This is a genomic window from Bacteroides sp. ET489, assembly GCF_030518095.1.
GTDB classification, from domain to species: Bacteria; Bacteroidota; Bacteroidia; order Bacteroidales; family Bacteroidaceae; genus Bacteroides; species Bacteroides ndongoniae.
The window spans coordinates 106,507-125,546 of record NZ_JAULLJ010000008.1 but is presented as its reverse complement, the minus strand read 5'-3'; the positions used below and the strand labels follow the sequence as shown (position 1 = coordinate 125,546).

Genomic DNA, 19,040 nt, shown 5'->3' with positions numbered 1-19,040 from the left:
CTAAAGAGAATACAAAATAAGGTTACTTATTTTTGCTTACACCCGTCCTTTGACCCAAGACAGGAAGCAAGGCATATCTTCTTTTTCTACAACGATGCAAGCAATTCCCGGACTTGTGGTATCAAAGTTTTCTCACCGTCGTTCACTATCACAAAATCGGCCTGACGGCGTTTCACCTCGTCATCCATCTGACTACGGATGCGCTGTTCAATCAATTCGCGCGACGAACTGTCACGTTCTATCGCACGCGCTATACGTACCTCACGAGGCGCATATACCATCAGTACTTTGTCCACTTCGGCTGTAAAACCAGCCTCTATCAGAATGGCCGATTCGATGCCTACCAAAGGAAACTTTTCGTGTTCCTGCACCCATCGGCGGAAATCCTTCTTCACCTGCGGATGGACAATTGCATTGACCTCACGTGCATGTTGCTCCGAAGCAAAAAGATACGAAGCCAGCATCGGCTTGTTCAAAACACCACCTGCATACACTTCGTCGCCCAGCAAACCTACCAGCTTCCGACGTATTTCTCCGTCCGTCAGCATCAGTTTCTTTGTTTCAACATCAGAGATATAAACAGGCACTCCCATCACTTCGAGTAAACGGGACACAACACTTTTTCCACTGCCTATTCCCCCCGTTATTCCTATCTTAATTGCCATAATCCGATGGTATTTGCTCTATCAAAAAGTCTACCTGCTCCGGATGGATACGTACTTGCGTGACTCCTTCCGGCACATGTCCCAACTTCACTTTATACTTGTCCGAACCCAACAGCAGCAGTTCTTCATACGATACACGAATATGAAAATCATCAGCTGTAATCTTCCTGAAGCGGCTTAGTCCTACCTGAAAAGTGACTTGTACTTTCGAAGGAAAAGCCCGCAGCACCTTGTCGGCCGGGAAGTTAACACCCCGTAAAGGTACTTCTACCGTTTTCTCCGTATAAATATCAACAGGTAACATCATGTCAACCGAAGATGGAACATATTTTATTCCTTTGCGTGCCATCAGACCAACCTGTTGCTTCAACGTATCAGTAATCTCATCCTGTCTGACCCATTTCGTATAGGCCGCAGTTATAGTGTCTAAAGCCTCTTTCGAAGCATACACCAATACCGAATCAGGCGTAAAAACAGTATCCGACAAATAATATTGCCTGCCGGCATTCACCTCACCCAACAACTTCACTGGTACCAGTTTCGAATCACCAGTAGAATAATAATACTCTAACGTGTCCGGCTTCATAGCGAGCAAACGTGTTGACACATTTAGCTGACTAAGAATTTTTTTCTCGAATTCAGACGAAACGATACGCACATGATTGCTGTTGTCACTCGTCTTGTATTCATCGAAATTAATAGCAAGAGGATAGAAACTCTTCCCTAACATATAGTTCAACAATACAGTGCCTTTGTCCTTCACTTTGATATGCAGCTCTGTAGCCGGTTCCGAAGTGATAACAACATTATCAGGCACCCCTTTCAACCGCACAGGGACGGAGAACTCCGTTTCATAGTCGTTGTTCAACGTCTGCAACAACCAGAAACCACTGGCTATAAAAAAGAAAAACAAAAAAATGAAGAACTCTCTGCTCTTGGCACTGAGCAGAAAGTTCTTCACTTGTGCAGCAATCTTAGAGTATTTGCTCTTTATATTACTACGATCGAGCATAGGCTCATATTCCTTCCTTTATTTTGCAGCCTGGCTACCATTAGCATCGGCAGCAGCGGCAAAAATAGAATTCTTATCAATACGGATCTTTACATTAGAAGCAATCTCAAGAATCACGTCATTATCATTGATTTCTTTGACCACACCATGAATACCTCCGGCAGTAATCACTTTCTGATTAACCTGAAGCGATTTACGGAAATTGGCAATTTCTTTTTGCTTCTTGTTCTGCGGACGAATCATAAAGAAATACATGATCACAAACATGGCTATCAGCATAATCCACATCATGCTACCGCCACCCGCAGGACCTGCGGGAGTAGCTTGCAGGAAGAATACAGTCATCAAATTCATAAATATTCAGTTTTAGTTTTTTAAATGTGAGCAACAAAGGTATCAGTTTTTCGTTAACTTCCCTTCTTTTTTTAATACCTTAACAATTCCGTCTAAAGTACCATTGACAAAACTGCCGCTCTTCAATGTACTATATACTTTTGCGATGTCGACATATTCGTTCAGGGAAACGCTGATTGGGATATTGGGGAAACTCAAGATCTCTGCCAACGCACACTGCATAATGATGACGTCCATGAAAGCTACACGCTCCAAATCCCAGTTGCGCGTATTCTCGCTGATCAGATGACGATAGTAGTCGCTGTTCAGAATAGCACGGCGGAACAACCGGCGGGCAAACTCGCGATCCTCATCATCCTTGAACTCGGGAAGCAGTTCCTGATTGGCTCCATTCTTTTCGTCAAAGCGTTTGATGGTTTTCAGTACAAAGGTGTCAACAATATCCTTGTCATCATTCCAATACAGACTTTGGTCTTCAAGCAGACTGTCCAGATCCTCGTTGTGGAAAATAAAGGTTTTATAAAGTTTCCGCCACAATTCGCGGTCAGCTTCGTACGAAGTTTCTGACGAAGCCATATATTCCTTATATATATCCGAAGCCTGAATCTTCTCATAAAGCCCCTTCACGAAATCTTCATCATTGCTCCAACTGCGTTTCTGGTTGGCGGCATAATCCATCAGCTGCTTGTTTCCCTCCAACTGGGCAACAAACTTGTTTTCCACAAATTTCATGTTCGGATACAATTCTTCAGGAGTAGGAGCCAATTTGGCCTTTGCAGTGTCAATACGCTTACGCGCATAGTTCGTCAAAGCAACCATCAGCATCAGCAGGTAATTGTAAAGGTCGTACGCCTTAGAAAGGCTAAAGAACAATTCTTTCTCCGCTGAGTCTAAATTTTTACTGCCGTTCTGATAATAAGCATATACAATCTGTATAATCTTAAGACGAATAAGAACTCTGTTAATCATAATGCTAAATAAATACTATTGTTTTAACAGTGCAAAAGTAGACATTTTTAGTGAGTTGAGCACAAACAAATCACATTTTTTTATGCGGAAAGTCATTATCCGGCATTTTTCTTTTGACAGTTTAAAAAAAATCATCAATTTTGAAGCCGATTACAACAAGAATTTAGGCAATATGGAAGAGTTAAAGAAAAAAAACGGTGTTGATATGAGCGACAAAGAGATTGTATTCTCCCAGTCCATCAAAGCTGGTAAGCGCATTTACTATCTGGATGTAAAAAAGAACAGAAAAGACGAAATGTTTTTAGCCATCACCGAAAGCAAGAAAATTGTAACCGGCGAAGGCGACGATTCACAAGTAAGTTTCGAAAAGCATAAAATATTCCTTTATAAAGAAGACTTCGAAAAATTCATGGCCGGCTTGCAGCAGGCTATCCAGTTCATCCAACAGGAACAAGGCGAAAGCACTTTTTCTGATACAACTCCAGAAAACAGTTCCTCGGAAGCAAACAGCGCAGAAACTAAGCAAACAGCCAAGCCTGATTCATCGACATTGGAAGGAGAAATCAAAATAGACATTGATTTTTAAAAAGTATTTTTGTGTAATTCAAAAAGAAAATGTAATTTTGCACCGCTTTTTTGCAGCATCGTATGGATAGACCATATCGTGTGATGGTGAATTAAGCAACAAACAAACTTAATTTAGAGTAACACAAAAACTTTTAAAAGATGAAATCAATCGAAATTAAAGGAACTGCAAGAACTATTGCAGAACGTTCTTCGGAACAAGCCAGAGCTTTGAAAGCTATTCGTAAAAACAACGGTGTACCTTGCGTATTGTACGGCGGTGGCGAAAACATCCACTTCACTGTACCCGCAGAAGGCTTGCGCAACTTGGTATATACTCCGCACATCTACGTGGTTGACCTGATCATCGATGGCAAAAAAGTAAATGCTATCATGAAGGACATCCAGTTCCACCCTGTAAAAGATACTATTCTGCACGTTGACTTCTATCAGATCGACGAAGCTAAACCTATCGTAATGGAAGTTCCCGTACAGTTGGAAGGTCTGGCTGAAGGTGTGAAAGCCGGTGGTAAGTTGGCATTGCAAATCCGCAAGCTGAAAGTGAAAGCTTTATATAATGTAATCCCTGAAAGACTGATCGTAAACGTTTCTCACCTGGGTCTTGGTAAGACTATCAAAGTGGGTGAGTTGAATTTCGAAGGTCTGGAACTGCTGAATGCTAAAGAAGCAGTTGTATGTGCTGTGAAGCTGACTCGTGCCGCAAGAGGTGCCGCAGCTGCAGCCAACTAATCAGCATCTCCTTTATTTAAAATATCCTTTGACGCGGATTACGCAACCACTCGCAGATTCACTTATACAATCCGCGAGTAGTTGTGATAATCCGCGTCGTTTTTTTATGAATAATGCCGCATACTTGCGCATTTAAAACAAGTTATCTAGACAGACACTCATGAAATATCTGATTGTAGGATTAGGAAACATCGGCCCTGAATACCATGAAACCCGCCATAACATAGGATTCATGGTAGTAGACGCACTGGCCAAAGCCGCAGGAGCTACGTTCGAAGACCGCCGTTACGGATTCATCACCACGCTGTCGGTTAAGGGCCGCCAGTTACTGCTGCTGAAACCCTCCACATACATGAATCTTAGTGGAAACGCAGTCCGTTACTGGATGCAGAAAGAAAACATTCCTCTCGAAAATGTATTGATCGTGGTAGACGACCTTGCCCTTCCATTCGGCACTTTGCGACTGAAAGGAAAAGGTAGTGATGCCGGACACAACGGCCTGAAACACATAGCCGCTACTTTGGGTACACAAAATTACGCCCGACTGAGATTTGGCATCGGAAACGACTTTCCACGCGGAGGACAAATAGACTATGTGTTAGGCCACTTCACCGACGAAGACTGGAAAACCATGCCCGAACGGCTGGAAACTGCCGGAGAAATCGTAAAAAGTTTCTGCCTGGCAGGAATCGACATTACAATGAATCAATATAATAAGAAATAAATGAGCGAAGCCAGAATAGATAAATGGATGTGGGCAGTACGCATCTTTAAGACGCGTACCATCGCCGCCGAAGCCTGCAAGAAAGGACGTGTCAGCATTAACGGAGCACAGGCGAAAGCAGCACGTATGGTAAAACCAGGCGACGTCATACAGGTACGAAAACCGCCTATCACCTATTCTTTTAAAGTATTACAGACCATCGAGAAACGGGTCGGAGCCAAAGTCGTTCCTGAAATGATGGAAAACGTTACGACTCCCGACCAATATGAATTGCTGGAAATGAGCCGTGTCAGCGGATTCGTGAATCGAGCTAAAGGAACAGGTCGTCCTACCAAAAAGGACAGACGCGAACTCGAAGAATTTACTGCACCCGAATTTATGGACGACTTTGATTTCGACTTCGACTTTGAAGACGAAGACTAAAAACAAACCTCTTCCATCCATCATACAAGCAAACTTTACAAAACTACAGATAAGTAAAACCGGATTTTAACGTCAATGCATAATGATATGAAGGAAAAAATAATTAAATGGGGATTCATAGGCTGTGGCGAAGTAACCAAATACAAAAGTGGTCCGGCCTTTCAGAAAATAGAAAATTCCGAAGTTGTAGCCGTTATGAGCCGCGACGGTGCCAAAGCCAAAGCGTATGCACAGGAAAGAGGAATCCCCAAATGGTACGATGATGCACAAGAACTGATTGACGACGACGAAATAAACGCTATCTACATAGCCACTCCTCCTTCCTCGCACGCTACATACGCCGTCATGTCAATGAAAGCGGGAAAGCCTGTTTACATTGAAAAGCCGATGGCTGTCACTTACGAGGAGTGCTGCCGCATCAACCGCGTTTCGCACGAGACGGGAGTTCCTTGCTTCGTTGCCTATTATCGGCGTTACCTTCCCTATTTCCAGAAAGTAAAATCGCTGGTCGAAGAAGGTGCTATCGGAAATGTCATCAACATCCAAATTCGTTTCGCACAACCTCCACGCGATCTGGACTACAACAAGCAGAAATTACCTTGGCGCGTACAGCCCGATATTGCAGGCGGAGGCTACTTCTACGATTTGGCTCCTCATCAGATTGACTTATTACAGGAAATATTCGGCTGCATACTACAAGCCAGCGGCTACAAAAGCAACCGGGGCGGACTCTACCCTGCCGAGGACACACTGAGCGCTTGCTTCCAGTTCGACAGCGGCCTGGTAGGCAGTGGTTCTTGGTGCTTCGTTGCACACGACTCGGCACGTGAAGACCGTATCGAAATTATCGGAGACAAGGGCATGATCTGTTTCTCGGTTTTCACCTACGACCCAATAGCGCTTCACACCGAAAGAGGACGCGAAGAAATTATTGTCGAGAATCCCATATACGTACAGCAGCCGCTCATTCAGGCAGTAGTAGACCACCTGCTGGGCAAATCAGTATGTACATGCGATGGCGAAAGCGCTACTCTTACCAACTGGGTAATGGACAAGATATTAGGGAAGTTATAAACAGACTTCCCTACTCCATTTCCTCATCTTCATTCTTCTCCCCAACCAGCTTATACACATCTGCTTTTTCTCCCACAATCCACACAACATCGCCTTCGGCAAAGGGTTCATGCGGATCGGGAGCGTGAAGTTCGTCACTGCCACGCTCTACACCGGCTATCAGGCAATGATACTTCTCACGAATACCGGCTTCTTTCAGTGTCTTGCCCAGGAAGGGAGAACCAGCATCGATGCGGAACTGACGAAGAATCGTTTCGCTTTTTTCCACCACGTCAGTATCCAGTTCTGAGACTTTTGCCATCTCTTCGCCAAAACGGTTCAGTTCTTCATCCGTAGCTATCACCTGCAATTTATCTTGTGGAAACAAGCGGTCCATAGCACCGGGAATATTGATACGTTTCTTTCCACGCAAAATGGAGACAACATGCACACCATATTCTTTACCGAAATTCAGTTCGGCAAGCGTTTTGCCAACCCATCCCGACTCGCCCGGCACCACATAATCGGCCAGATGCAAGTCGCGCGAAAGCAGACGACCCGCATATTCAGGCTTCTTCTCGCCCATATATTCCGCCCGAATGTCACGCGAACGTAAGTTTTGGAAGAACTTACGTTCTATCAGTATGGACTGTCTTTTCAGCTGACGAGACAGAATCATCACAATCACCAGCAACAATGCAACACCAAACACCAGTCCGACCGACATCTTGAACAGTCCTGCAATGACGAACATCACAAAAGATACGGCCAGCAATATGCGCAACACAATGGTAGCTACTAGCGGCGCACGGTTTCCACGGTTGTCATTCCACAGTGTAACAAATTCCATGGAATGGTTTTTCTTGATCATGATGGCCCGCAGGAAAGGAGCCAGGAACAGAATCGTTACAAACGCTGCAACCAACGCTCCCCAAACGCCCGGTAATCCTTCCTTGCAAAGAGGTACCAGGAAACGGAATGAAACCGCTACTATAGCTACACACACAATGGAGTAAACGACCGTAATACGCACAAGCGATACGATCAAGCGCTTCCATAAGCTATCATGATTGACCGCACGCGAGCCCGATGTATAGCGGTCGAGAAAGCCTTTCCACCTTTTCGGCATGTGAGCATCCACAAAATTGGAAGCCGGTTCGGCCAGACGTATCATATAAGGAGTAAGGAAAGTCGTAATCACCGATACAGCCACCACAATAGGATAGAGGAAATGACTGGTCACATTCAGAGAAACACCCAACGAGGCAATAATAAAAGCAAACTCACCAATCTGTGTCAAACTGAATCCGCACTGCATGGCTGTCTTCAACGGTTGTCCCGACAGCAGAACACCCAATGTACCAAACAAAGACTGTCCGACAATCACCGCCAATGTAATGACCAAAATAGGAATGGCATATTCAACAATCATACCCGGATCGACCATCATACCTACCGACACGAAAAAGATAGCTCCGAACAAGTCCTTTACCGGTTTTACCAGCTGCTCGATGTGCTCTGCCTCTAATGTCTCTGCCAGAATAGAACCCATAATGAAAGCTCCAAAGGCCGCAGAAAAACCCGTATGGGCAGCTATCACCACCATACCGAAACACAGTCCTAACGAAACGATGAGCATCGTCTCATCGCTCATCAGCTTGCGGCAGCGCTTCAGCAGTTCAGGAATCAGATAGATGCCTACCACAAACCAGAGTATCAGGAAGAAGAGCAGTTTGGCGACGCTTTCCAGCATTTCCGTCCCTTCGAAATTGTTGCTGACTGCCATGGTAGACAGCATCACCATCAGGACAATGGCCAGAATATCTTCCAAAATAAGCACACTTAACACCAGTCCTGTAAACTGCTTTTTCAGTATGCCCAAATCATCGAAAGCTTTATAGATAATGGTAGTAGACGACATGGCTATCATTCCTCCCAGGAAGATGCAGTCCATCCGCTTCCATCCGAATGATGTTCCCACTGCTACACCGACCAGTATCATACAGAAAATAATGGTACAGGCTGCAATAATAGCCGGACCTCCTACCTTTACAATCTTCTTGAAACTGAACTCTAATCCCAATGCAAACAGCAAGAAGATGACACCTATATCGGCCCAAGTCTGTATGTTGGCCGTGTCCATCACCGAAGGGGTAAAAGACAGATGAGGGCTTGCCAGAAAACCGGCTACCACATATCCTAACACAAGAGGCTGTTTCAGCTTCTTGAAAAGCAGTGTCATCAAACTTGCAGAAATCAATATAAGTGCCAAATCGGCAATCAGAGGAGCTAAATGCGACATAATATTATCCTTTTTGTCATTATTAGTGCAAAGTTACAACAAAGAAACGAAAACTCATATCTTTTTGTCTAATGTTTAATGACCCTTTTCTCGCCAGAAAAGGCAAAAACAGGAAAAACTTATTTTTCCCTCTAACAACAGTTGTCGATGAAAGGAGGATTACATAATTTATAAAGGGAGGCTTGCATAGTTCGCAAGCACTCTTATTTCATACTCATAATATCCGCAATGCAAGTTTCCTATTTTCAGAACTACTCTACTGGGTAGTGGAAAAGTTCCACGAAGTGTGGAACTTTGCAGAAGAAAACTAAAAGGATTTATGACTGCATCAATTTATTAATCGCTAATAATCAAACTTATATATTATTTCATATCGAATTCACGTTAAATATTACAGTGTTATTGCAAGCGTAAATAATAGTTCACGCCCACGCAGTTTGTAATCATAGCTGTAGGTATTGATAGAATCGTATATCGTATAGCTATATGCATCTTGGTTTAACGCGTTTTGCAAACTCAGATTAAACCTGAAAGCCTTGAATAGCCAGGTTATGCCAAAATCAAGCAAGCCCGTTGTTTTACTCTGATTTTCTGTTAAGTCCTTTTTCACGATGTCTGATGAAGCGGATAAGATGAGGGACTGTACCGGTGTGATTTTTAATGAAACTTTATGTACCTGCGACCAATAACTTCTCTTGATGTCCTCATAGCTCAAAAAAGTTTTGCTTATTTCACCGGAATAATCCAATTCAACATACTTGCATGGCTGCGAGGTCAATGTAGAGGAAATGCCGACACTTTGCCAGGAATAGGTTGTGAGCAAGCTGTTCTGCTCTGCCTGCTGTTGTCTCCATATATACAGTCCATTTAATGAAATTTTTGTCTTTATGGATTCAATTTGCTTGGTAATGCCCAGTTGGGCCGTTATGTTATGGGTATTGTTGGGCATGTACAGGTAAGTTGACTGAATCAAGTCCGATGCTACCGTTTGGGATGCCAGCAGATTGTTATGCTCACGTTGGTACATAATGTCAGCATTGACAAACCACATATCCAATGGTATCTTATAGTCATAGTGCAGGTTTGCCATCAACGATTGATTGTCCTGTAGAATGCCCGAACTGATTTTTTGGGTTGTGTTGTCCGTCTGCACCGGGAACGTCAGGAGGTCCAGGATGTCCCCAAAGTTTCGTGTATAGGCTACTTGCGTCCTGAATGTAGAACGGCTGCTGAATTTATAGTTAAAATAAACTCCGGGACATACGGAAAAGAAGCTGAATTTATCTTTTTCATTCTGTATGTGATTCCTGTTGTGTATGTAATCTATCCGCATCGGTACGTCGGCCCGAAAGACATATATGCGTTTCGGATGGGTATATTCATAGCGCGGAGCAAAAGCGACACTCAAATTACCGGCTGCCATATCGTTCTTATTGTCTGCATTGTCCCGGTAGGACTGTAAATCGGTTTGCATTTTATCTGCCGAATAGTTCAGTAACAGTGGAAAATAAAAACGTGAGTTCTTGAAATCATAAATCGCAGACAGGAGATTCTTGGTCTGAAAACTCAAGCTGTTTACATGCTGATGAATGTCGTTTCCTTCGTTTGTGACAGTAAGCCTGACTTGTGGCGTGTTGAATAACAGAACGGATGATGACAGCCTCCAGCGCAGTTTCTTCCTGCGCCAGCTATATGAAAAATTATTTCCTACATAGTAGTCACGCATGGACTGTTGCTGCATAAGTGTCTGGCCGTTTTCCGTAGTCGGCAAGTCGTTGCGTAGGAACGTGGCCTTGCCAAATAGAGAATTATTAAGATAGCTTGTCGATGCATTGTTTTTATAAACGATGGAGAAACTGGGAGTATGACTGGTTGACAGCGAATTTATACCTTGGTCGATGATTATATTCTCATCCCCGTCATAGAAGTTGCGTTGAATGTCATAATCATATTGGCTTTTGGAATAGCTGTAATCGACGTTTCCACGCAATGTGGCTGTTTCTGTTATTTTCTGGATAAAATTGACAGAAAACATGTGTTCGGCAGGCGAGGCATACCGGTCTTTGTCCATCGGTGGAGTGGAAGCCGATAGATTGCCCATTAGTTTCTCAGCCTTGGACTCATCTTTGATTCCTCCGATAAGGGAAGTCACTTCATCTGAAGCAAATGAATGTACGTTCCCGATTTTCAATGTGGCAATGGTCTGGAACTTGGGCTTGAAAAGCATGCCGGCCCCGCTTGCCTGATATAGCCAGTCGTCACCATATCCAACAGAGCCTTCATACGTTCCAATGGGTTTAAAACGTGCATTGCTGTTCATGTGGATGTTGATGGCAACGTCATCTGAAAAAATGTCCTTATTCATGTTTATGGCCTGATGATTGTTCAGCACCTGAACAGAATTTACGTACGAGGCAGGTATATTTGTGGTCGCTATGTTATATTTCCCACCAAGCAAATCCAGACCGTCAATGTAAAAGCTTGAGATGTCTTTCCCCAGGTATTTGATTTTGCCCGATTCTTCTACGTTTATGCCCGGAAGCTTTTTCAGGGCGTCTTTCAATGTATAGTCACTTTGAGTGGTATATGCAGAAAGATGAAAGGACAAGGTATCGCCGCGCTGGTAGATGGCCGGGGCCTTTACGACCACTTCTTTCAATTCCGTCGCTTTTTCTTTCATTGTAAGGTTGCAGGTCTGGGACATATTCAAGATTTCGTTTTCCACAGATTCATATCCCATCGACTCGGCGATTAGCTTGACCTTTCTTGAACCAGTATGAAAGGCAACATTAAAATGTCCCTTGTCAGAAATTGCATAGGCAATGACGGTGCTGTCCGCAGAAATTTTGATGATCGCACCGTCGATGCCTGCGCCGGAAACATCTCTCAACATTCCTTCTATCCGACTTTGAGAATAAGCGATACCTGTAATAACGCAAAATAATATACTGAAGAATAAACGCATAGCCAAATTTTCATTCTAATTCCAAGGGAGTGTAACCATTTGGGCGAATCCGCAACTGTACACCGTTGATAAGGATGGAGCTTTTCCCTTCTTCATCCTTTTGCACCGTCATATCACTGATTGATTCCAGTGGAATGTTTGTCATGGGGTCCTCTTCAAATTTGTTCTTGCTTTTGACAAACTTGTCTCTTTCTACGGTCACTATGTTGGGTATATCCGGCAAAGCTATCGGCAATGTGCCCTTGCGGAAAGTAATGGCTTCAAAACGGTGTATGTTCTCCGTATCATGAGCCAGCATTACGAGGCCGGGAAGACCGCAAAATTTCCAAGGACCGTAAGTGGTCGGTATTTCCGGTGAGTACCATACGACCCATTTCCTTCCTCCGTATTCACCCGTCGCTTTTTTGCAGACATAACCACAGACGGTATCGGTTTCATTGCCTAAGCTCCACTGTATCGGGTGGAGTTTCTCCTTGTACATATAATAATCTGGCGGTATTACACTGTAAACAGAAATTTCCCCTTGCGGATGGTTTTGTAATACTGTCTGGTCGAAAAACAAACTGTTTTTCATTTTCCGCATCTGGTATTTTTTTATATCCTCGTCGGAAGCATGAGGACTGGCGTTGACAGAATCGGACTGGAATGCCGTGTAATCCACAAAACAGGAGCAATCACGTCCTATCTGTAAAATAGTCGTATAGGTGTCCGTAATGAATCTTGAATTTGTCACCTTATATTCATACAGGCATTCATAATCTGTCGGGAACGTGTTGCTTTGTTGTGCAGACAATGACAAGGAAAGTCCCAAACTTGCACTGAGAATTAGAAAATGTTTCATATACAATAAGTTTTATGGAGTTAATATCTGTTGATGGTTATTTATATTGAACGTATTTTCATAAGAATATTCGTATTACTTTTTTGTGCAAAGGTATCGGCACCGTGACAGACTGGAAAAAATAATCATTATCCTATTCTTATAGAATTATTATTAAATTATTATGGCTGATTAATATTGCCTTGCCCATGCAATCCATTCTATTCAAATTGCCATATATTTGCATTATGGAAAAAAGAATCAAAATACTGAATTACCTGACAGTAATTGTCATCGTGTTATTTGCCATCGTGCAGGGCAAATGGCTTTATTCCCGATATAAGTACACGGTACAAACCTGTGCGGATACACTTTACAGTCGTGTATTTGAATCCGTTGATGAATACAACAAGGTGCGTCAGAGTGCGGTCAATAACGAAATTGCCGTTGAATATACGACCAGACGGTTTGTAAAAGGAGATACTGAGATGTTTTTATTTGATATCTATACGGCAGATATGCGCCGGTGTTCGGCAATTGATTCACTTTCGGCTGATTTGTTTTCCCGAATATATGAAACGCAACATCCTGACTGGTTAGATAGAGAAGTGCAAGTGATTGTTGTCAAACAGGATCGGAAAGAATCGGAGGTTCTTGATGCGATAGAGCGCAACTGTCTTAACAGACGGTTCCCGTTTTCAGCTGAGAAGCTCGACACGATAATGCAGTCTAACAACATCAGGCTCGATACCATTTTCACCGAAACGGCAGACTCGATAGTCTGGGAAGCTTCCCGTACGGAATGGGGTTCGTTGTTCCATCCTGTACTCTCCATAACCTATCCCTACGACATTCTTGGCAAGAAGCTGGTACGGATGGATTGCCCAATTGCATTGCCGCTGATTATAAGAGAAATGTCGGATATTCTGTTCTTTTCATTCGCCTTATCTGTTTTATTGGTTGTCTGCCTTGTTGCGCAGATTGCCACGATCCGCAAACAGCGTAAAATAGAAAATCTCCGGTCAGACTTTATACAAACCATGATTCACGAACTGAAACGTCCGATTGCAACGCTCAAAATGTGTGTCTCCTATATGGGTAATGAACGCCTTATGAAAGACATTGCGGGCCGGCAAATGGTCGTAGCGGATTCCCATACGGCATTGGACAGCCTGTCTGCTTTGTTTTCCAAACTGAGGGATTTGACCTTCAGCAAGGCAACCGAGATACCACTTAATATTTCAGCATTCAGTCTGCACGATTTGCTGGATGCGTGTATCCACAAACTGAATGTACCAAGTGACAAGAATGTACATATCGTTGTTCTTCCTCACGAGGATATGATTATCACTGCTGATAAGATGCATATGATTAATATTATCGACAACCTGTTGGAGAATGCAGTAAAATACTCGCGCGAAAAGGCTGAAATCGAAATAGATTATCGGAAATGTGACAATGACCACGTCCGTCTCTCAGTTAAAGATAATGGATTTGGCATTCCTAAATCAGAACAAGAACATGTTTTTGAAAAATTCTATCGTGGGCGGATTGGCTTTGATAAAAACATAGCAGGCATGGGACTCGGACTGGCTTATGTCCGAATGCTTGTTGAAGCACACCGGGGTAATATACGCATAGAAAGTGAGCTGAATCATGGAAGTTCTTTTATTATAGAGTTACCACAATGAATAAAAATGAAATACATATCTTGTTGGTTGACGATGACAGGCAGAACTCATTGCTTTTGAAACGTTTCTTGGAGCTCGAAGGGTATTCGGTAGCCTACGCTTCCGATGGGGCTGCGGCATGGGAAATGTATAACCGCCAACATCCCGACTTGATATTGCTGGATGTGAACATGCCTGTAATGAACGGATTCGAACTTGCACAGAAAATCCGTGAAATGGATAATGAGGTATTCCTTTTTTTTCTGACTGACCGTACGGAAAAGGCAGACCGGCTGAAAGGCTTCCACTTGAAAGGCAATGACTATATTCCCAAACCTTTTTATCCTGAAGAGCTGATTGCGAGAATTGACGAACGGTTTGAGAACAGGAAAGTTAATGTTCAATGCCGCTATATGATTGGGAAAACATTATTTGACAGTCAAAATTCAACAGTCACATACGATGGGATAACCCGTAATCTATCGGCACGTCAGACGGATATTCTGGTTCTGTTGTCACGAAGTGTCGGCATACTGGTGACGCGAGATGAAATTCTGAATCAGGTATGGGGCGACATTAGTTATTCTAATTCCATGTCTTTGAATGTGCAGATTACTTATTTACGGCATATCCTTGCTCCTGATAATACCATTAATATTGTTTCTGTCAAGAAAAAAGGATATATCCTTCAGATACAATGACAAGCTACAAAGAACAAGTCTTTGATCTCATGTTTTTATTGGTCAATCAATATGCTAACATAATAACCATGATCTCAACGTCACACACAAAGAACTTTGTTACAATAGTTTAAGCAAAAGGATCATTCTCATTAGCATCCTCAAATCAGCCTCAGATTGGCCGCGATGCCTACGGCCTCAGTAATGTTTTCTGCGTGTAGCTTCTCGAAGAGTTTCTTCTTATGAAACTAATCTGCCCCTCTATTGCCCTCTATTGGGTACAGCTTACTTCCATAAAAAACAATAACCTTGAAGTTCGCTCTTGCAAGCAGGAACGGCTGGGGCTTACGATTGCATAGTCATAAAAAAATTGTTATACATCTTTCTGCTGCAGATTTTTTCCCATTTTCTTATCGTATGCCTGACCTCTGGGCACCAGATAGAGAAACATGACGCAGTCATCCACTATCTGTACATGATAGCTGAAGAAGGCATGATAACTGCCTATTCTCAGGCGGTAGATAAACTCAAAATCTACCAGTTTCTTGCAGTCCGTCAGTTCCTCGATGTTTCCGGCATTGATAACTTCCTGTACTGCCTGACGCACTGAATCCAGCATTTTTCCGGAGAGTTTGCGGACTGCCTTTTCAAACTCCTTTGAAAATTCAACCCTCATTTCTCAGTAACCCCCAGCCAATCCATAAATTCCTTACGCTCGTTCTTATTCAGCTTGACCTTTCCGTCCGGGTAATTCTCGGTCATATAGCGGTAGGCTTCGCTGTCATCGTACTCTTCGGCTGTCTTGTCGAGCAGGTTTTCTATCAGTTTCTTCAGGTTTGTACCCTGGCGTGCTGCCATGACTGAAAGAACCTTAAACGTGTCCTCCTTCAGGTCGATAATCTTTTTCTTGTATGTTACTGTTGCTTCCATTATTTCGTCTTTTTTGCAAATATATAAAATATATACGATATATATGATATATATTGCTTTTTCTTTTGAGATGTTCCTCTTCAAGTCGAACTTTCCGCTCTACGGTCTTTTTCACCAATTCCCGGGTGAAGTTTCACCGTAATCTTATGATAATTAGTGCGTTGTGGTGAAGGATGGATGCGCAAACAGCGTGAATAAGGCCGATGAACGCGGATTTTCACTGAATGGGCGTGAAACTTATCTTTCACCATATCTCTCTGATTATCAACGCTGATATTCCGTGGTGAAAGCGTGAACCCAATTTTCTATTTTCTTCTTTTTATCCGTGTTAGTCCGCCCCATCCACGTTGTCCGCAACCCATCCTTCACCCGAGTTGTTCATTTTTTAATTGTCCACTTTTCATTTTCAAAGTGCCACTTGGCGACCGTAACTACCTACTTTAGCGGCGCCACATCGATAGTTGGCCGACGCAACAAGCAATGCTGCCGGATGTGACAAGCAATGTCGGCGAGTTTTACAAGCAATCCCGTCGGGTTTTGCCTGAAAAGCTCACGGGTTTTGTAAGTAAAGTCCACGAGTATTGCAAGCAACTCCCACGAGTATTGCTTGTAACTCCCGTGAGTATTGCAAGCGTTGCTCACGAGCCGTGCAAGTGTGGCTCGCGAGCCGTGCAAGCACCGCTCCTGCTCAACTACTGACTTCGATGGCGACTATTACCCCCAAGGGCGACTCAATGTTGAAGAAGTAGGCCGATGCCCACTATTGAACTTCTGACAGCAAAACCGACAGCAACAACAACCTTGCAGAAGAATTGCGCCCTATAATATTGTATTATACCTATAAGTAAATAGAAAATTAACACTCCCCCTGCCACGAATTAATTGGCGAAATATTTCTTTATTCAACAAGAATTGCCTTACTTTGTACTGTTTTATCCCCTTACGAGGAGTTTTATACCAACATTAATAAAAATAGTTATGAAGATTTCACACATTGAACATCTGGGCATCGCCGTAAAAAGCATCGAAGAAGCCCTTCCGTACTACGAAAATGTATTAGGTCTGAAGTGTTACAACATCGAAACAGTAGAAGACCAAAAAGTTAGAACTGCTTTTCTGAAAGTGGGTGACGTAAAAATAGAATTGCTCGAACCGACAAGCCCCGAAAGCACCATCGCCAAATTCATCGAGAAGAACAATGGCAACGGTGGTATGCACCACTTGGCATTTGCCATCGAAGACGGCGTAGCCAACGCATTGGCTTCGGCTGAAGCTGCCGGAATCCGTCTTATCGACAAAGCTCCGCGCAAAGGTGCAGAAGGCCTGAACATCGCTTTCCTCCACCCGAAATCAACACTGGGTGTACTGACTGAATTATGCGAAAAGCCTGAATAAACAAGGACGGATGTCTTTTCTGATTCCAAAGGGAATATCCGGACGATAGGAAATCTAAAAAAACAACTAGCCTTTTCCACCTTCCGGACTTTGGAATCAGAAAAAAGCATCCAGTCCAACTTTTCCTGTAAACATCGAAATTCCCAACTCTGAATCAGAAAATCAGAAAAATATTTAAATTCTAAAATTTATCAAAATGAGTAACCAGCTTGAAAAGATTAAAGAGCTTATTGAACTTCGTGCTCAGGCTCGTTTAGGTGGTGGCGAAAAGGCTATTGAGAAACAACATGCCAAAGGCAAATATACAGCCCGCGAGCGTATAGCCCAACTGCTTGACGAAGGCAGTTTCGAAGAAATGGATATGTTCGTAAAACACAGATGTACCAACTTCGGACAGGACAAAAAACACTTCTTGGGCGACGGTGTCGTAACCGGTTGCGGAACCATTGAAGGACGTTTGGTATACGTATTCGCACAGGACTTCACTGTATTCGGCGGTTCATTGTCTGAAACAATGGCACAGAAAATCTGTAAGGTAATGGATATGGCCATGAAGATGGGCGCTCCTGTTATCGGAATCAACGACTCGGGTGGTGCACGTATCCAGGAAGGTATCAACGCCTTGGCCGGATATGCTGAAATCTTCCAACGCAACATTATGGCTTCGGGTGTTATCCCGCAGATCTCCGGTATCTTTGGTCCTTGCGCCGGTGGTGCCGTTTACTCACCTGCCCTGACCGACTTTACTCTGATGACCGAAGGTACTTCTTACATGTTCCTGACTGGTCCTGCTGTAGTTAAGACTGTAACAGGCGAAGACGTAACTCAGGAAGACCTCGGTGGTGCCAGCGTACACGCTTCCAAGTCTGGTGTTACTCACTTCACTGCAGCAACAGGCGAAGAAGGTCTGGCCATCATCCGCAAGCTGTTGAGCTACATTCCCCAGAACAACCTGGAAGAAGCTCCTATCGTAGCCTGCACCGACCCGATCGATCGTCTGGAAGACTCACTGAACGAAATTATCCCCGATAACCCGAACAAGCCGTACGATATGTACGAAGTAATCGGTGCCATCATCGACAACGGCGAGTTCCTCGAAGTACAAAAGGATTACGCCAAGAACCTGATTATCGGTTTCGCCCGCATGAACGGACAGTCAGTAGGTATTGTTGCCAACCAGCCTAAATACCTGGCAGGTGTGCTCGACTGCAACGCTTCACGTAAAGGCGCACGTTTCGTACGCTTCTGCGATGCCTTCAACATTCCTTTGGTAACACTGGTCGACGTACCGGGATTCTTGCCGGGTACAGGACAGGAATACAACGCTGTCATCCTGCACGGAGCCAAGTTGCTGTATGCTTACGGCGAAGCTACAGTGCCCAAAGTTACCGTAACATTGCGTAAGTCTTACGGTGGTTCTCACATCGTGATGAGCTGTAAGCAGCTGCGTGGCGACATCAACTACGCATGGCCTACTGCCGAAATCGCCGTTATGGGTGGCGCAGGTGCCGTTGCCGTATTGTATGCCAAGGAAGCCAAGGAACACGAAAATCCTGCTCAATTCCTTGCAGAAAAAGAAGCCGAATATACCAAGCTGTTCGCCAACCCGTACAATGCAGCCAAGTATGGTTACATCGACGACGTTATCGAACCGCGCAACACTCGTTTCCGCGTTATTCGCGCTTTGCAACAGCTGCAAACTAAGAAACTGACTAACCCTGCCAAGAAGCACGGTAATATTCCACTTTAACAAAATCTTCCGAT

18 protein-coding genes are annotated in these 19,040 nt (G+C 43.7%); 9 read left to right on the top strand and 9 right to left on the bottom strand.

What is annotated here, in order from left to right:
* Positions 1 to 86 precede the first annotated feature (86 nt).
* From coaE to nusB, 4 genes are read right to left on the bottom strand one after another with little or no spacing between them, the layout of a single operon-like run.
* A complete protein-coding gene (gene coaE / locus Q3C19_RS06800; RefSeq protein ID WP_277122839.1) occupies positions 87 to 665 on the bottom strand; it encodes a dephospho-CoA kinase in 579 nt (192 codons plus the stop codon).
* A complete protein-coding gene (locus Q3C19_RS06795; protein ID WP_071149123.1) occupies positions 655 to 1,677 on the bottom strand; it encodes a CdaR family protein in 1,023 nt (340 codons plus the stop codon). Before Q3C19_RS06795 ends, coaE begins: the two co-directional genes overlap by 11 nt.
* A gap of 18 nt (positions 1,678 to 1,695) precedes the next feature.
* Entirely contained in the window at positions 1,696 to 2,031 is a 336-nt protein-coding gene (yajC, locus tag Q3C19_RS06790; RefSeq protein WP_022164252.1) for a preprotein translocase subunit YajC, read from the bottom strand.
* Positions 2,032 to 2,073: 42 nt separating this feature from the next.
* Positions 2,074 to 3,000 carry a transcription antitermination factor NusB gene (nusB, locus tag Q3C19_RS06785; protein WP_022164251.1) on the bottom strand — a complete coding sequence of 309 codons (927 nt, stop codon included), beginning with the start codon at positions 2,998 to 3,000 and terminating at the stop codon, positions 2,074 to 2,076.
* A gap of 172 nt (positions 3,001 to 3,172) precedes the next feature.
* Between nusB and Q3C19_RS06780 the strand changes: the two genes are divergently transcribed.
* The 5 genes from Q3C19_RS06780 to Q3C19_RS06760 all read left to right on the top strand — a co-directional run bounded on the left by Q3C19_RS06780 (position 3,173) and on the right by Q3C19_RS06760 (position 6,535).
* Positions 3,173 to 3,586 (top strand): PUR family DNA/RNA-binding protein, encoded by a 414-nt coding sequence (locus tag Q3C19_RS06780; protein WP_071149411.1) that lies wholly within the window; start codon positions 3,173 to 3,175, stop codon positions 3,584 to 3,586.
* Between the two features lie 140 nt (positions 3,587 to 3,726).
* On the top strand, positions 3,727 to 4,314 hold the full coding sequence (locus tag Q3C19_RS06775) for a 50S ribosomal protein L25/general stress protein Ctc (protein ID WP_022164249.1): 588 nt from the start codon (positions 3,727 to 3,729) through the stop codon (positions 4,312 to 4,314).
* Positions 4,315 to 4,474: 160 nt separating this feature from the next.
* Positions 4,475 to 5,038, top strand: a complete 564-nt coding sequence (gene pth / locus Q3C19_RS06770; RefSeq protein WP_022164248.1) for an aminoacyl-tRNA hydrolase — start codon at positions 4,475 to 4,477, stop codon at positions 5,036 to 5,038.
* Positions 5,039 to 5,461: an RNA-binding S4 domain-containing protein gene (locus tag Q3C19_RS06765; RefSeq protein ID WP_022164247.1), complete on the top strand. Its 423-nt coding sequence runs from the start codon at positions 5,039 to 5,041 to the stop codon at positions 5,459 to 5,461.
* A gap of 87 nt (positions 5,462 to 5,548) precedes the next feature.
* Entirely contained in the window at positions 5,549 to 6,535 is a 987-nt protein-coding gene (locus tag Q3C19_RS06760; protein ID WP_022164246.1) for a Gfo/Idh/MocA family protein, read from the top strand.
* Positions 6,536 to 6,545: 10 nt separating this feature from the next.
* Here Q3C19_RS06760 and Q3C19_RS06755 read toward each other — a convergent pair whose 3' ends face one another.
* From Q3C19_RS06755 to Q3C19_RS06745, 3 genes are all read right to left on the bottom strand, one after another.
* Complete coding sequence (locus Q3C19_RS06755) at positions 6,546 to 8,816, bottom strand: cation:proton antiporter (RefSeq protein ID WP_022164245.1); 2,271 nt, start codon at positions 8,814 to 8,816, stop codon at positions 6,546 to 6,548.
* A gap of 391 nt (positions 8,817 to 9,207) precedes the next feature.
* The gene (locus Q3C19_RS06750) at positions 9,208 to 11,709 is read right to left on the bottom strand and encodes a hypothetical protein (protein ID WP_302728129.1); all 2,502 of its coding nucleotides are present in this window, start codon (positions 11,707 to 11,709) and stop codon (positions 9,208 to 9,210) included.
* Positions 11,710 to 11,791: 82 nt separating this feature from the next.
* Positions 11,792 to 12,622 (bottom strand): GLPGLI family protein, encoded by an 831-nt coding sequence (locus tag Q3C19_RS06745; protein WP_302728127.1) that lies wholly within the window; start codon positions 12,620 to 12,622, stop codon positions 11,792 to 11,794.
* Positions 12,623 to 12,849: 227 nt separating this feature from the next.
* Here Q3C19_RS06745 and Q3C19_RS06740 point away from each other — a divergent pair, with 227 nt between their 5' ends.
* On the top strand, positions 12,850 to 14,292 hold the full coding sequence (locus tag Q3C19_RS06740) for a sensor histidine kinase KdpD (protein ID WP_302728125.1): 1,443 nt from the start codon (positions 12,850 to 12,852) through the stop codon (positions 14,290 to 14,292).
* Complete coding sequence (locus tag Q3C19_RS06735) at positions 14,289 to 14,972, top strand: response regulator transcription factor (RefSeq protein WP_302728123.1); 684 nt, start codon at positions 14,289 to 14,291, stop codon at positions 14,970 to 14,972. The genes Q3C19_RS06740 and Q3C19_RS06735 overlap by 4 nt, the downstream gene beginning before the upstream one ends.
* A 352-nt stretch (positions 14,973 to 15,324) precedes the next feature.
* Here Q3C19_RS06735 and Q3C19_RS06730 read toward each other — a convergent pair whose 3' ends face one another.
* On the bottom strand, positions 15,325 to 15,627 hold the full coding sequence (locus Q3C19_RS06730) for a type II toxin-antitoxin system RelE/ParE family toxin (protein WP_302728121.1): 303 nt from the start codon (positions 15,625 to 15,627) through the stop codon (positions 15,325 to 15,327).
* Positions 15,624 to 15,881 (bottom strand): hypothetical protein, encoded by a 258-nt coding sequence (locus Q3C19_RS06725; protein ID WP_302728119.1) that lies wholly within the window; start codon positions 15,879 to 15,881, stop codon positions 15,624 to 15,626. Before Q3C19_RS06725 ends, Q3C19_RS06730 begins: the two co-directional genes overlap by 4 nt.
* Before the next feature lie 978 nt (positions 15,882 to 16,859).
* Here Q3C19_RS06725 and mce point away from each other — a divergent pair.
* Together mce and Q3C19_RS06715 are read left to right on the top strand one after the other, a co-directional pair.
* Positions 16,860 to 17,276, top strand: coding sequence for a methylmalonyl-CoA epimerase (gene mce / locus Q3C19_RS06720; protein WP_021847717.1), 417 nt, complete (start codon positions 16,860 to 16,862; stop codon positions 17,274 to 17,276).
* A gap of 196 nt (positions 17,277 to 17,472) precedes the next feature.
* Positions 17,473 to 19,026: an acyl-CoA carboxylase subunit beta gene (locus Q3C19_RS06715; RefSeq protein WP_022162262.1), complete on the top strand. Its 1,554-nt coding sequence runs from the start codon at positions 17,473 to 17,475 to the stop codon at positions 19,024 to 19,026.
* Positions 19,027 to 19,040 lie beyond the last annotated feature (14 nt).

Bases quoted from the DNA above. Each gene is read 5' to 3' on its own strand.
- coaE (WP_277122839.1), bottom strand. From the start codon at position 665: ATGGCAATTAAGATAGGAATAACGGGGGGAATAGGCAGTGGAAAAAGT.
- Q3C19_RS06795 (WP_071149123.1), bottom strand. From the start codon at position 1,677: ATGCTCGATCGTAGTAATATAAAGAGCAAATACTCTAAGATTGCTGCA.
- yajC (WP_022164252.1), bottom strand. From the start codon at position 2,031: ATGAATTTGATGACTGTATTCTTCCTGCAAGCTACTCCCGCAGGTCCT.
- nusB (WP_022164251.1), bottom strand. From the start codon at position 3,000: ATGATTAACAGAGTTCTTATTCGTCTTAAGATTATACAGATTGTATAT.
- Q3C19_RS06780 (WP_071149411.1), top strand. From the start codon at position 3,173: ATGGAAGAGTTAAAGAAAAAAAACGGTGTTGATATGAGCGACAAAGAG.
- Q3C19_RS06775 (WP_022164249.1), top strand. From the start codon at position 3,727: ATGAAATCAATCGAAATTAAAGGAACTGCAAGAACTATTGCAGAACGT.
- pth (WP_022164248.1), top strand. From the start codon at position 4,475: ATGAAATATCTGATTGTAGGATTAGGAAACATCGGCCCTGAATACCAT.
- Q3C19_RS06765 (WP_022164247.1), top strand. From the start codon at position 5,039: ATGAGCGAAGCCAGAATAGATAAATGGATGTGGGCAGTACGCATCTTT.
- Q3C19_RS06760 (WP_022164246.1), top strand. From the start codon at position 5,549: ATGAAGGAAAAAATAATTAAATGGGGATTCATAGGCTGTGGCGAAGTA.
- Q3C19_RS06755 (WP_022164245.1), bottom strand. From the start codon at position 8,816: ATGTCGCATTTAGCTCCTCTGATTGCCGATTTGGCACTTATATTGATT.
- Q3C19_RS06750 (WP_302728129.1), bottom strand. From the start codon at position 11,709: ATGTTGAGAGATGTTTCCGGCGCAGGCATCGACGGTGCGATCATCAAA.
- Q3C19_RS06745 (WP_302728127.1), bottom strand. From the start codon at position 12,622: ATGAAACATTTTCTAATTCTCAGTGCAAGTTTGGGACTTTCCTTGTCA.
- Q3C19_RS06740 (WP_302728125.1), top strand. From the start codon at position 12,850: ATGGAAAAAAGAATCAAAATACTGAATTACCTGACAGTAATTGTCATC.
- Q3C19_RS06735 (WP_302728123.1), top strand. From the start codon at position 14,289: ATGAATAAAAATGAAATACATATCTTGTTGGTTGACGATGACAGGCAG.
- Q3C19_RS06730 (WP_302728121.1), bottom strand. From the start codon at position 15,627: ATGAGGGTTGAATTTTCAAAGGAGTTTGAAAAGGCAGTCCGCAAACTC.
- Q3C19_RS06725 (WP_302728119.1), bottom strand. From the start codon at position 15,881: ATGGAAGCAACAGTAACATACAAGAAAAAGATTATCGACCTGAAGGAG.
- mce (WP_021847717.1), top strand. From the start codon at position 16,860: ATGAAGATTTCACACATTGAACATCTGGGCATCGCCGTAAAAAGCATC.
- Q3C19_RS06715 (WP_022162262.1), top strand. From the start codon at position 17,473: ATGAGTAACCAGCTTGAAAAGATTAAAGAGCTTATTGAACTTCGTGCT.